Annotated in this window: 9 protein-coding genes; 4 read left to right on the top strand and 5 right to left on the bottom strand. The window is 65.4% G+C overall.

The window, feature by feature from the left end:
* The first annotated feature begins 124 nt into the window (after positions 1-124).
* Entirely contained in the window at positions 125-1,912 is a 1,788-nt protein-coding gene (locus RHODMAR_RS10910) for an AMP-dependent synthetase/ligase (protein ID WP_008714384.1), read from the top strand.
* 84 nt (positions 1,913-1,996) lie between these two features.
* Here RHODMAR_RS10910 and RHODMAR_RS10905 read toward each other — a convergent pair whose 3' ends face one another.
* Positions 1,997-2,614 (bottom strand): alpha/beta hydrolase, encoded by a 618-nt coding sequence (locus tag RHODMAR_RS10905; protein WP_042938739.1) that lies wholly within the window; start codon positions 2,612-2,614, stop codon positions 1,997-1,999.
* 96 nt (positions 2,615-2,710) lie between these two features.
* Here RHODMAR_RS10905 and RHODMAR_RS10900 point away from each other — a divergent pair, with 96 nt between their 5' ends.
* Positions 2,711-6,160: a TM0106 family RecB-like putative nuclease gene (locus RHODMAR_RS10900; protein WP_042938738.1), complete on the top strand. Its 3,450-nt coding sequence runs from the start codon at positions 2,711-2,713 to the stop codon at positions 6,158-6,160.
* On the opposite strand, the gene RHODMAR_RS10895 is transcribed toward RHODMAR_RS10900, so the two are convergent.
* Positions 6,130-7,344 carry an alanine racemase gene (locus RHODMAR_RS10895; RefSeq protein WP_008714379.1) on the bottom strand — a complete coding sequence of 405 codons (1,215 nt, stop codon included), beginning with the start codon at positions 7,342-7,344 and terminating at the stop codon, positions 6,130-6,132. The genes RHODMAR_RS10900 and RHODMAR_RS10895 overlap by 31 nt on opposite strands.
* Before the next feature lie 80 nt (positions 7,345-7,424).
* Entirely contained in the window at positions 7,425-8,066 is a 642-nt protein-coding gene (locus RHODMAR_RS10890) for a TetR/AcrR family transcriptional regulator (RefSeq protein ID WP_042938737.1), read from the bottom strand.
* 244 nt (positions 8,067-8,310) lie between these two features.
* On the opposite strand from RHODMAR_RS10890, the gene RHODMAR_RS10885 reads away from it, so the two are divergent.
* Positions 8,311-9,624, top strand: a complete 1,314-nt coding sequence (locus RHODMAR_RS10885; RefSeq protein ID WP_008714375.1) for a D-arabinono-1,4-lactone oxidase — start codon at positions 8,311-8,313, stop codon at positions 9,622-9,624.
* A 134-nt stretch (positions 9,625-9,758) separates the two neighbouring features.
* Positions 9,759-11,246, top strand: a complete 1,488-nt coding sequence (locus tag RHODMAR_RS10880) for a molybdopterin-dependent oxidoreductase (protein WP_042938765.1) — start codon at positions 9,759-9,761, stop codon at positions 11,244-11,246.
* 34 nt (positions 11,247-11,280) lie between these two features.
* On the opposite strand, the gene RHODMAR_RS10875 is transcribed toward RHODMAR_RS10880, so the two are convergent.
* Together RHODMAR_RS10875 and RHODMAR_RS10870 are read right to left on the bottom strand one after the other, a co-directional pair.
* Positions 11,281-12,222 (bottom strand): adenosine deaminase, encoded by a 942-nt coding sequence (locus tag RHODMAR_RS10875; protein WP_008714372.1) that lies wholly within the window; start codon positions 12,220-12,222, stop codon positions 11,281-11,283.
* A 10-nt stretch (positions 12,223-12,232) separates the two neighbouring features.
* Positions 12,233-13,024 (bottom strand): enoyl-CoA hydratase/isomerase family protein, encoded by a 792-nt coding sequence (locus RHODMAR_RS10870; protein ID WP_042938736.1) that lies wholly within the window; start codon positions 13,022-13,024, stop codon positions 12,233-12,235.
* Between the last annotated feature and the right edge of the window lie 71 nt (positions 13,025-13,095).

Genomic DNA, 13,095 nt, shown 5'->3' with positions numbered 1-13,095 from the left:
CACACTCAACTCATCCGAATCGACCGGCAAAATGCGCATACCGGACAACCTCGGTGGTGCGTTACGGACTCGGGTGTGATGAAATGCACAACTACCACGCTTTCTTTCCGTAAGGGGTCCAGCAGTGCGCGAATATTCTGTGCCGGCGTCGTTCACCATTCCCGACGACGCATCCATGGCCGACACCGTCTTCCGGTACGAGAAGGAATCGCCGAACCTCGTACCGTTCCAGCGACTCGTCAACGGCACCTGGACCGACGTCACCGCGGCCCAGTTCGCCAAGGAAGTCGCCGCAGTAGCCAAAGGACTGATCGCCTCCGGCGTCGAACTCGGCGACCGCGTCGCCATCCTCAGCGCGACACGCTACGAGTGGGTCGTCGTCGATTACGCCATCTGGACCGCGGGCGGATGCACCGTCGCGATCTACGAGACCTCCTCCGCCGATCAGGCCCAGTGGATTCTCGAGGACTCGGCCACGAAACTGCTCGTCGTCGAGACGGCAGCGCACGCCTCGAACCTCAAAGAGGTCACCGAGGGTGCCAAGGATCTGCGTGAGGTGCTGCAGATCGACGCCGGAGCCATCGACGAACTGACCACCCGCGGCGCCGAGGTCAGCGACGAGGACCTGCATGCACGTCGCCACCAGGTCACCGCGCAGTCGCCGGCAACGTTGATCTACACCTCGGGCACCACCGGCCGCCCCAAGGGCGTGCAGCTGACGCACTCGAACTTCTACGCCGAGGTCCAGGCCACCCAGATCGCCCTGCACGACTCGATGAAGGAGGGCAACCGCACGTTGATGTTCCTCCCGATGGCGCACGTGTTCGCCCGCGCCATCTCGTTCGGCGCATTCGAGTCCAAAGCCACCGTGGGCCACACCTCGGACGTATCGACCCTGGTGGAGCAGTTCGCTGTCTTCAAGCCGGACTTCATCCTCTCGGTGCCGCGAGTATTCGAGAAGGTCTACAACTCGGCCAAGCAGAAGGCACACGACGGCGGCAAGGGCAGCATCTTCGACAAGGCAGCCGCCACGGCCATCGAGTGGAGCGAGGCACAGGAAAAGGGTGGAGCCGGCCTGGTCCTGAACCTCAAGCACACCGTGTTCGACAAGCTCGTCTACTCCAAGCTGCGGGCTGCGCTCGGCGGCAACTGCGAGCGCGCAGTGTCCGGCGGCGGTCCTCTCGGCGCTCGCCTCGGCCACTTCTTCCGCGGTGCGGGCGTACCGGTCTACGAGGGCTACGGACTGACCGAGACCAGCGCCGCTGTCACCGTCAACACCACCAAGGAACAGCGCGTCGGCACCGTCGGCAAGCCCATCAACGGCCACTCGGTGAAGGTCGCCGAAGACGGTGAACTGCTCCTCAAGGGCCCGGTGGTGTTCAGCGGCTACTGGCACAACGAGAAGGCCACATCCGAGTCGATCGTCGACGGCTGGTTCCACACCGGTGACCTCGGCGCGATCGACCAGGAAGGCTACGTCTCGATCACCGGCCGCAAGAAGGAAATCATCGTCACCGCCGGCGGCAAGAACGTCGCCCCCGCGGTGCTCGAGGACGCCCTGCGCGCCAACGCGATCGTCAGCCAGTGCCTCGTCGTCGGTGATGCCAAGCCGTTCATCGGAGCACTCATCACCCTCGACCCCGAAGCACTGCCGGGCTGGCTCGAACGGCACAACCTCTCTGCCGATATCCCGTTCGCGGAACTGTCGAAGAACGCCGACCTCGTCGCAGAGATCGACAAGGCCGTCGCCGAGGCGAACAAGAAGGTCTCCAACCCGGAGCAGATCAAGAAATACTCGCTCCTCGAGCACGACTTCACCGTCGAAACCGGTGAGCTCACCCCCACGATGAAGCTCAAGCGCAACATCATCCACTCCGAGCGTGGCAGCGACATCGAGGCCATCTACTCGTAGGAACAGAACACACAAGAAGGGCCCGGCGCAATCTCCTCGCGTCGGGCCCTTCCTGCGTGCGGTACCGGCCTCACGGCTGCCGGGTCAGGACATGTGGTCGTCGAGGAACTCCGCGACCGACAACGTCACCTGCAGGTGGATCTTCTCGTGCAGCAGGTCGTGACCGCCGTCCTCGAACTCGCGCAGGGACGCGTCGGGCACGCCGCCGATCCACTCACGCACCGCATCGACCGGAGCCAACCGGTCGTCGACGCCGTGCACGGCGAGAATCGGGATCACGTTGTCTGCGAGATCGTCGGCCGCACCGGTCACCGACTTCGGGGTGCCGCACAGCACGGCGCACCGAACCGCCTGCGGATGCGCGCCGAGCGCTGCGATGGCCGTCGCCGCACCCAGCGAATGACCCATCAGCGCGAACGACAACTCCGGATGCTCGGCCTCGGCGATGTCGAGCAACTGCAGTGCATTCTGGGCGAGGCCGCGAATCTGAGCAGCGTCGGTCAGCTCCCCCTCGGTGAGACCGTGGCCCACGTGATCGACCGCCCACACGTCCACTCCGCGTCCGTTCAGGACGCGAGCGAAGCGGTGGTAGTGGCCACTGTTCTGACCGAGACCGTGCAGAAAGACAAGACCGAAACGAGCATCGGGAACAGTCCAGTTTCGGTAGTGGACCGCACCGGTGGCTCCGTCGAAAAAAGGCATTGGACCATTTTGCCTCTTCGCGACGGCTTCCGCGCGCAACGTGACCGGTAGCGCTCTCGTCGGTCGCTCGTACGTCGATAGCTAGGGTTGGCGCTTGTGTTCCTCCTCGGCGATCGGGTCATCTACAGCGCCAGCGACCTCGCGGCAGCAGCGTCCTGCGAATTCGGGTTGCTGCGCCGGCTCGACGGGCTGACCGGACTGATCCCACGAGCAGTCGCCGAGTCCGATCCCATGCTCGACCGCACGTCTGCACTCGGATTCGAGCACGAACGCCGCCAGCTGGACGCATTCGAGCAGCGCTACCCCGGCGGCGTACTGACGATGGAGCGACCGGGCCGCACTGCGCAGGAACTGGCCGACGCCTCCTGGGCGACGTTCACCGCCCTGACCGCACGCACCCCAGTGGTATACCAGGCCACCTTCTTCGACGGTCGGTTCCTGGGCTTCTGCGACTTCCTGGTGGCACAGGGCCCGAGCTACTCCGTCTACGACACCAAACTGTCGCGGCACGCGAAAGTGCCTGCGCTGCTGCAGCTGGCGGCCTATGCCGACGCACTGCGGGCCGGCGGGATCACCCCGAGCGAGAACGTCCACCTGATGCTCGGCGACGGCAGCGACTCCGCACACGCTCTCGCCGAGATACTCCCGGTTTACCGACAGTCTCGCGAACACCTACAACACATCCTCGACGAACATCACGCCGAGGGCAGCGTTGTGGACTGGTTCGATCCGCGCTACTCCGGTTGTGGGCAGTGCGAGGCCTGCACGGTGGAAGTGGAGCAGCATCGGGATCTGGTTCTCGTCGCCGGCATGCGCGCGAGTGCCCGAGACAAGCTGTTCGACGCGGGAATCGTGACGGTGGACCAGCTCGCCGCCTCGACCGGGACCGTGGACGGCATGTCCACGCGCACGCTGGCCAATCTCCGGGCGCAGGCCGCGTTACAGGTTCGCCAGGAGCGCAGCGGCGACGCCGAGTTCGAGATCTTCGACGCCGACGCCCTCGGAGTGCTACCCGAGCCCGATCCCGGCGACATCTTCTTCGACTTCGAGGGCGACCCACTGTGGGCCGAAAACGGCAGCACCGAATGGGGATTGGAGTACCTCTTCGGGGTCTACACCGCCGACGGCGAATTCCTGCCGTTCTGGGCGCACGATCGCGCCCAGGAACGCCGTGCCCTGATCGAGTTCCTCGACTACGTGTCCGCGCGCCGTTCTGTGTACCCGAACATGCACGTCTACCACTACGCGCCGTACGAGAAGACCGCTCTGCTCAGGCTCGCCGGACGGTACGGAGTGGGTGAGGACGCGGTCGACGACCTGTTGCGACACAACGTGCTGGTGGACCTGTATCCCGTCGTCCGATCCGCGGTGCGCATCGGAGCCCGGTCCTACAGCATCAAGAAACTCGAACCGCTGTACATGCCCGCAGCCCGCGACGGCGAGGTCACCGACGCGGCGGCGTCGATCGTCGAGTACGCGAACTGGTGCGATCTACGTGATCAGGGCAAAGATGCCGAGGCCGCGGCTCTCCTGGCCGACATCGCCGAGTACAACCGAACCGACTGCGAATCGACTCTGCGACTGCGTGACTGGCTACTCGAACGCGCGTCGGATGCCGGTGTGCAGCCGCGGGCGAACCAGCAACTCGAGCTCGAAGAGCGCGCCGGGGACAGCGCGAGCGAACTCGAGCTCCAACTCGCCGAGTACGCAGGACTGCCCTGGGACCGTACCCCGACGCAGCAGGCCGTCGCCCTGTTCTCCGGGGCCATCGGATATCACCGGCGCGAGCGAAAGCCGTTCTGGTGGGGTCACTTCGATCGCCTGACCGAGCCACTGGACGAGTGGGCCGACGCCGCCGACGTGCTGAAGGTCGAGCGCGCCGAACTGGTGCACGACTGGATGAAAACAGCACCGAAGCAACGAGTTCTGCGTCGGCAGATCAAACTACTGGGACACCTGAGCAACGGTGCCCTCTCGGGCTCGAAGGTCACACTGCTCTACGCCGACCCGGCCCCCGACGGACTGCCGAAGCAGCAACCGAACCATCGGGCGACCACGTCGGTCGAGATTGTCCAGACCGGCTACGAGGGAACCCTCGACATGGTCGTGGTGCAGGAGAACCTGCGTAAGGGCGTGGACGAGTACACCGACTTTCCCATCGCGACCGCACCGGAACCGCCGCCGGCGACCAAATATCTCGAAGAAGCGATCGCCGGCGTTGCCACCGAGGTCAGCGCCGTTCTGCCGCATCTTCCGCGCACGGCCGTCGCCGATCTACTGACGCGGTCCGCGCCCCGAACCCGGTCCGGTACCGGCCTTCCCGCTGCGCAGGGCAGCGATTACGCAACGGCGGTTACCGCTGCGCTGCTCGATCTGGACAATTCCTACGTTGCCGTGCAGGGCCCACCCGGGACCGGGAAGACCTACACGGCAGCGCGGGTGATTGCCGAATTGGTCGATGTCCATCACTGGCGCATCGGTGTGGTGGGCCAGTCGCATCACGTGGTGAACAATCTGCTGGACACGATCGTCAAAGCCGGGGTGGATCCAGCCCGGGTAGGCAAGAAAGCCCCGACCGCCCACACCGTCGTCGAGCCGACGGACTACTCCCGATTCGTCACCGAGGCCGAGGCGGGCTGCGTCATCGGCGGCACCGCGTGGGACTTCTCCAACCCCGGCCGGATACCGGCCGGGGCCCTGGATCTGCTCGTCGTCGACGAGGCCGGGCAGTTTTCGCTGGCCAACACCATCGCGGTCTCGGTGTCCGCACGCAATCTGTTGCTGCTCGGCGACCCCGCACAGTTGCCGCAGGTCAGCCAGGGCACCCACCCCGAGCCCGTGGACGAGTCGGCTCTGGGCTGGATCACGAACGGTCACCCGACCCTGCCCGCCGATCGCGGATACTTCCTCGCGACGACCTGGCGGATGCATCCGGACCTGTGCGCACCGGTTTCGGCGCTGTCGTACGAGGGCAAACTGGAGTCCAACAGCGATGTGACACAGGCACGTTCGCTCGAATCCATCGATCCTGGCCTACACACGGTCTACCTGGACCATCACGGCAATTCCACGGACTCGGTGGAGGAGGCCGACGAAATCGTCGCACGAGTGCAGGACCTACTGGGCCTACGGTGGAGCGATCCACACTCCTTCGACGGTGCGCGGCCGATGGAGCAGGCCGACTTCTTGGTCGTCGCGGCCTACAACGCGCAGGTCGCCGTCATCCTCGAGCGACTCGCGGCCGCCGGACTCGGCGACGTCTCGGTGGGGACCGTCGACAAATTCCAGGGCCGTCAAGCACCGGTGGTGTTGATTTCGATGGCGGCATCGGCGATCGAGGACGTTCCGCGCGGCATGGGATTTCTGCTCTCTCGCAACAGACTCAACGTAGCTGTATCGCGCGGTCAGTGGGCCGCAATACTGATCCGATCGCGAGCACTGACCCACTACCTACCGTCGACCCCGGCCGGACTGGTCACCCTCGGCACCTTCATGAGCTTGTGCGAGAACGGAATTCAGCCGAACGCCATGCCCTCGCCGCGATAGGTGGGAACCGCCTCGACCGATCCGTCCGCGTGCACCAGATGCAGGGTGTCGAATCGCTCGCACAGCTCGCCCGCCTTGGCGTGTCGGAACCAGACTCGATCACCGATCTGCACCTCATCGGCTCCACTCACCGGCGTCTGCACCTCGCCTGCCCCCTCGTTGCGCAGCAACTTCAGCCCGGATGTGACCAGCCCCCTGGCCTTCCTCGACCAGGCGACCGGACGGGGCGAACGGGACGCCGACGCCGGGCCCGACGCGATGTAACCACCGCCGAACAATGTCGCGATCTGCGGGGTCGGTTTGCGCACCGCCGGCAACGCGAAGAACAGCGACGGCTCGGCCGAGAACGCGCGATACCGATCGAACAGCGTCGGCGCGAACAGGCCGGATCCGGCCGTGACCTCGGTGACGACCGGATCGGCTGCCGAGAAGTCGAGCGAACCGGTGCCGCCGCTGTTGACGATCTCGATACGCCCCACCGCTGCAGTCACCGCCTCGACCACTGCCGTTCTGCGCGTGGAGATCTCACGGGACGACAGCGACTTCATCAATTCCACCGCGACGTTGGAATCGGGCACCCCGGCGATCTGCGCCTCGTAGAACATCAGGCCGACCACCCTGAACCCTTGCGAGTGCGCAACCCGCGCGAAGGCGGCAACCTGCTCGGGTTCACGCAGCGGGGAACGCCTGACCCCGATGTGCAGCGGCCCGATCCTCAGCGAGGCATCGACGTCGATACAGATACGGGGTTTGAGAAGCTCACTGTGGGTGGCGTCGCGCACGATCTCGAGTTGCGCGACGTCGTCGACCATCAGCGTGATACGCCCCGACAGCACGCGATCGTTGACGACCTCTGCGAGCGCGGTGCGATCGACGCTCGGGTATCCCATCAGGATGTCCTCGACTCCCTGGCGCGCCAGCCACACTGCCTCGCGCAATGAGTACGCCATGACTCCGCTCACGCCATCGATCGCGAGGACCCGATCGAGTACGGCCCGGCATCGCACCGACTTGCTGGCGATCCGGATCGGTACGCCGTTCGCTCGTGCTCGCAGAGCCGCCGCGTTGGCGTCGAGAGCTGCTGAATCGACTGCAGCCAAAGGAGATTCGAGTCCCTCGGTGGCAGTGGCTATGCGGGACAGTGGTGTCGAGTCGGTGATTGCGACACCGGCGATCGAACTCATACGGCTCATTCCTTCGTCGTTGCCGGGCCTACACAGTCAAACACTCCGCGGCCCAGAAGTCCCGGCGAGTGTCGGGGCCCTCAGCGGTCGTGGGCCTTGGTTGCGATCGACCCCGACAGGTCGTCGATCTGCGCCAGCACCTCGAGGTCGTTACGGTCGACCAACCAGCGCAGCACCAGACCGTCGAGGGTGGCCATCGCGAACCGCGCGATCGACTCGACCGGCTCGAGCCATCGCGTGCCGGTGTGAGCGGAGCACTTCTCGAAGAACAGCTGCGCCTCGGAATCTCGGATTCGATACTGTCCGCTGGCGATCTCGGCGGCCGTCGCCGAGCCGAGCGCGCGATGGCGGAGCAGATAGGTCTTGATCTCGTACGCGAGCAACTGCCGATCCGGCGACTTCTCGATCAGCAACCACACCGCGCTCAATCCACCGTGTACCAGCTCTCGCAGGCCCCGGACGCCGGGCAGTTCACGCGTCCCGACAGCGCTGTCCAGCGCGGCGTGCAGAATTTCGGTGACGTCGACGATGAGGTGCTCCCCCATCGCGATCACCAGATCCTGCTTGGTCTCGAAGTGGTACTGCACGATGCCCTTGGTGACGTCCGCATCCTCCGAGAGCGCGCGCACCGTCAAGGACTCGATACCCACCCGCTCTGCGACGTCGATCGCCGACTGCACCAGTTGTGCGCGTCGCACGTCCGCGGGCAACCTCGTTTGCATGACCCGATACTAGGGCGCGTCCGAGGTCTGCGCCTCGGATTGACCCGGCGGAACCGGGAGCAGGACAGGAGTGGAGCCTGCGGAACGACCCGGGCAGGACAGGAGTGGAGCCTGCGGAACGACCCGGGCAGGACAGGAGTGGAGCCTGCGGAACGACCCGGGCAGGACAGGAGTGGAGCCTGCGGAACGACCCGGGCAGGACAGGAGTGGAGCCTGCGGAACGCGCGTTTGACATAGTGATTCGATGATCGAGCGGTCGTGGCAGAACTGGGCGGGCAACCAGCATGCGTATCCGTCGTATCGAGCCGAACCCTCGTCGGTGGACGAACTGCGCGTCGTACTGCAGGCTGCCGTCGACCAGTCTCGGTCGGTGCGGTGCGTCGGTGCCGGTCACTCCTTCACCCCGATTGCGGTCACCGACGGTGTCCAGATCAATCTGGACTCGCTACGCGGTATCGAATCGGTCGTTCGCGCCGACGACGGTTCCGCCCGGGTGACCGTGCTCGCCGGTACCCGATTGCGCGAGTTGACTGCATTGTTGTGGGACCTGGGCCTGGCCATGACGAACCTCGGCGATATCGACGAGCAGTCCGTTGCCGGTGCCATCTCCACCGGCACTCATGGAACCGGAGCACGCTTCGGCGGGATCGCCACCCAGGTGCACGCCATCGAGCTGATGACCGCGGACGGACAGCCGGTGCGGTGCTCTCGGGACGAGAATGTGGAGCTGTTCAGCGCAGCGCGTATCGGCTTGGGCGCACTCGGTGTCATCACCCGCGTCACCCTCGACTGCGTGCCTGCCTTCGCTCTGCGAGCCGTCGAGGAGCCGTCGACGCTGCGGGGGACGCTCGATGGTCTCGACGAGACCGTCGCAGGCGTCGACCACTTCGAGTTCTACTGGTTTCCGCACACCGACCGCGTACTGACCAAACGCAACACTCGCCTGCCCGGTGAGACTGCGCTGCGGCCGCTGGGAAAGGTGCGCTCATACATCGACGACGAATTGTTGTCCAACACGGTCTTCGAAGGTCTCAACCGCATGGTGACGCGCGCGCCGGCCCTGATTCCTCGTCTCAATGCGGTCTCGGCCCGGGCGCTGTCGGCCCGCGAGTACACCGACCGCTCGTACCGGGTGTTCGCGTCGTCGCGGACCGTCAAGTTCGTCGAGATGGAATACGCGGTGCCGGCTTCCGAGATCGGCTGGGTACTGCGTGAGGTGGATCGATGGCTCGAGCGATCCGCGCTCTCCATCGCGTTCCCTGTGGAAGTGCGATTCGCCGCGGCCGACGACATCTGGCTCTCCACCGCATACGGACGCCCGACGGCCTACATCGCCGTGCACCAGTACCACCGCCGCGATCACCGCGAATACTTCGGCGCCGTCGAAGCCGTCTGCCGCAGCGTCGGCGGGCGACCGCACTGGGGCAAATTGCACTCTCTCGGCAGCGCAGAATTGCGCGGTTCCTACGAACACTTCGACGACTTCGTGCGCATCCGTAGCTCGCTGGATCCGACGCAACTGTTCGGGAGCAACTACCTCGGGCACCTGCTGTCCTGAGCGGCTGACCGGTGTAGCGGTGCGCACAATTTCTGCTCCGGTCCTGCGACGTTCTGGCGGTTTCCTCCAGGTCAGCGCTTCGAGTGGAGCATCCCGTGGACGCAGCCACTGCCCGCACGCTTACATTGGAGCGAGTGAGCACAGGAAAACGCGCGCTGTCCGGCATCATCGCGGCCGGGGTCGTCCTCGGCGTCGGTGAGCTGATCGCCGTACCCATCGGACCGACCTCGTCCCCACTGACCGCCGTCGGGTCCTCGGCCGTCGACAACAGTCCGGCCCCCGTCCGCGAGTGGGCCATCGATACCTTCGGTACCTCCGACAAGCTCGCCCTGTTCCTCGGCATGGCCGTGGTGATCGGCGCCATCGCCGCGGGGGCGGGAATTGCCCGCAAACCCATCGGTGCCGTGGTATTTGCAGTATTGGGGGTGCTCGGCGTTCTCGCGGCAGTGACCAGACCGGACGCGACGGTCCTCTACGCCGTCCCGACCATCGGCGGCGTCATCGTGGGCATCGTCGTTCTGCACGCCCTGATCGGTGCTACAGAGCCTGCGACGGAGGGCATGAACCGCCGCAGCTTCCTGACTCTGGCCGCCGGTGCCGCCGTACTCGGTGTTGTCGCCGGAACGGCCGGCCGGATGCTCACCTCGGCCCGCGCCGTCACCGCCGACCGGCTCGGCTTCATGCTTCCGACACCGACGCCCCAACCGCCGATCCCGGACGGGGCAGACCTGCAGATCGACGGCCTCGCGTCGTACATCACCCCGAACGAGGACTTCTACCGCATCGATACTGCCTTGGTCGTGCCGCGCGTGGCGTCGGATACGTGGTCGCTGCGCATCCACGGCATGGTGGACCGTGAGATCGAGCTGACGTTCGCCGATCTCGCCGAGCGCCAGGCGGTGGAGAAGACGGTCACGTTGACCTGCGTGTCCAACATCGTCGGCGGTGACCTCGTGGGCAACGCGACATGGATCGGCTACCCGCTCAGAGACATTCTCGAAGAAGCGGGCATCTCCGCCGATGCCGACATGGCGCTGTCGTCGAGCAGTGACGCCTTCACTGCGGGCACGCCCCTGGAAGTGTTGCTCGACGGCCGCGACGCTTTGCTCGCCGTCGGTATGAACGGCGCACCACTGCCCGTCGAGCACGGCTACCCGGCCCGGCTCGTCGTCCCCGGCCTGTACGGATACGTCTCGGCGACCAAGTGGGTCACCGACATCGAGATCACCCGATTCGATCGCGTGACGGCGTATTGGACCGACCGTGGTTGGGGAGCTCGTGGCCCCATCAAAACGGCCTCGCGTATCGACACCCCGCAGTCGGGCAGCTCGGTGTCGGCCGGAAAATCGATGATCGCGGGCGTCGCCTGGGATCAGCACACCGGCATCGACGCCGTAGAAGTACAGGTGGACGAGGGTAACTGGGTTCCGGCCACGCTCTCCGAGCAGTACTCCAAGGACACGTGGCGGCAATGGGCGGTCGAGATGGACCTGCCTGCCGGGCAACATTCGATCCGAGCCCGAGCCACCAACTCCGCCGGGGAGCTACAAACCAACCGGACCGCCGACACCGTGCCAGACGGTGCCACCGGCTACCCGAAGATCTCGGTGACGGCGAGCTGATCTGATAATTGGGTCGTTCCTGCAGGCTCCACTCCTACCGCGTCACGAAGCTCGCGCGGATCGAGTTCTCGGCCAGCGTCGTACGCTCGGCCCCGGTGAGGCCGATACCTGCTTCGAGAGCAGCGAAATTGTCGTCGACGTAGCCGCCGAAGTAGGCGGGGTCGTCGGAATTGATCGACACCGACAGCCCTCGCTCGAGCATCTGTCGCAGCGGGAGCTGCTGCACGTCGTCGATCACCTTGAGTCGAACGTTGGACAGCGGGCAGACGGTGAGCGGAATCTGCTCCTCGACGAGGCGGGCGATCAGCGCCTCGTCTTCCAGGCACCGCACCCCGTGATCGATGCGCTCGACCTTCAACAGATCCAATGCCTGCCAGATGTATTCCGGCGGCCCCTCCTCACCGGCGTGCGCAACGACGTGCAGCCCCTCGGCGCGCGCTTTGGCGAACACGTCGACGAACAACGACGGCGGATAGCCCACCTCGGCCGAATCGAGACCGAGACCGATGATGGGAGCCTGCATCGCCAACAGGTCGTCGAGTAGCTGATTCGCGTGTAGCACCGGCTTGTCTCGCAGGATCGACGCGATCAACCCACTGGTGACGCCGAATTCGCGCTCACTGGACGCACACGCGTCGGCCAATCCGTCGACGACGGCCGCGAGGGGCACGCCGCGTTCGGTGTGTGCCTGCGGATCGAAGAAGATCTCCGCGTGCGTCACTCCGGCCTGCGCCGTACGGCGAAAGTAGGCCCGGGCGAGATCGGCGAAATCCTCGGCAGTCTGCAGCACGGCCATGTTCGCGTAGTACAGATCCAGGAAGGATTGCAGATCGGTGAACTCGTACTTCGCCTGTAGCTCGTCGACGTCGTTGTACGGCAAGGACAAGGAGTTGCGTTCGGCGAGCTCGAATATCAGCGGCGGCTCGAGCGATCCTTCGATGTGCAGGTGCAGTTCGGCCAGTTGATCGTTACTCACTCATACGAGCCTACTTGCCGCGGTACGTCGCATTTCCCGGACCGTTCTCGAGGAAACTCGCGACTGCGCCGCGCAGGTCCTCGGTCTCGAACAGTGCGCCCGAGACCTCCGAGGTGATCTCGTCCGCGTGGGCCACGCCACCCGAACGCCAGGCCGCCACAATCTGTTTCGTTGCCGAGTGGGCAACGGTGGGTCCGTCGGCAAGTCGATGCGTCAGTGCGAGAGCCGCGGCGTCGACATCGTCGTGGATCCGATTGACCACGCCCCACTGCATCAGTGTCTGCGCGTCGTACAGATCACCGGTCATGACGAGCTCGCGAGCCCGACCCGACCCGGCCCGCTCGGCCAGCCGCTGTGGCCCACCCATCGACGGCGTCAACCCGACGACGGTCTCGACCAGACCGAATTTCGCCTTGGGTCCGGCAAGAATGATGTCGCAGGCCAACGAGATCTCGAACGCCGCGGTGAGCGTCAAACCGTGCGCGGCGTAGATCACCGGGCAGGGCAGCGACTCGAGCGGGTGCGCGATCTCGGCGAACAAACCACGCCACAGATCGGCGCCCTGCGCGGCGGACAACCCCTCGAAGACATGCACGTCGACGCCTGCAGAGTTGACCTTGCCCTCGGCGCGCAGCAACACCGCACGCGGTGGATTCGCGACGAGATCGGCCACATTCGCGGCCACCGCGTCGAACATCGCCTGATCGAAGAGATTGAGAGGACCGTGATCGAAGGTGAGCACGGCAACCTCGGCGCCGGCCTCGGTGGTGGATCGAACGAGCGAAGTGGGTGCGTCAACCATGTCTCGCATAGTGCCACACCCGTTCAGGACGGTTGTTACCAGCGAGTATTGTTCGCAGAATTAGCCGTTAC

Source organism: Rhodococcus sp. AW25M09, assembly GCF_000333955.1.
Lineage (GTDB): Bacteria > Actinomycetota > Actinomycetes > Mycobacteriales > Mycobacteriaceae > Rhodococcoides.
The sequence above is the reverse complement of the archived record's forward strand: the minus strand, read 5'-3'. Positions and strand labels throughout refer to the sequence as shown.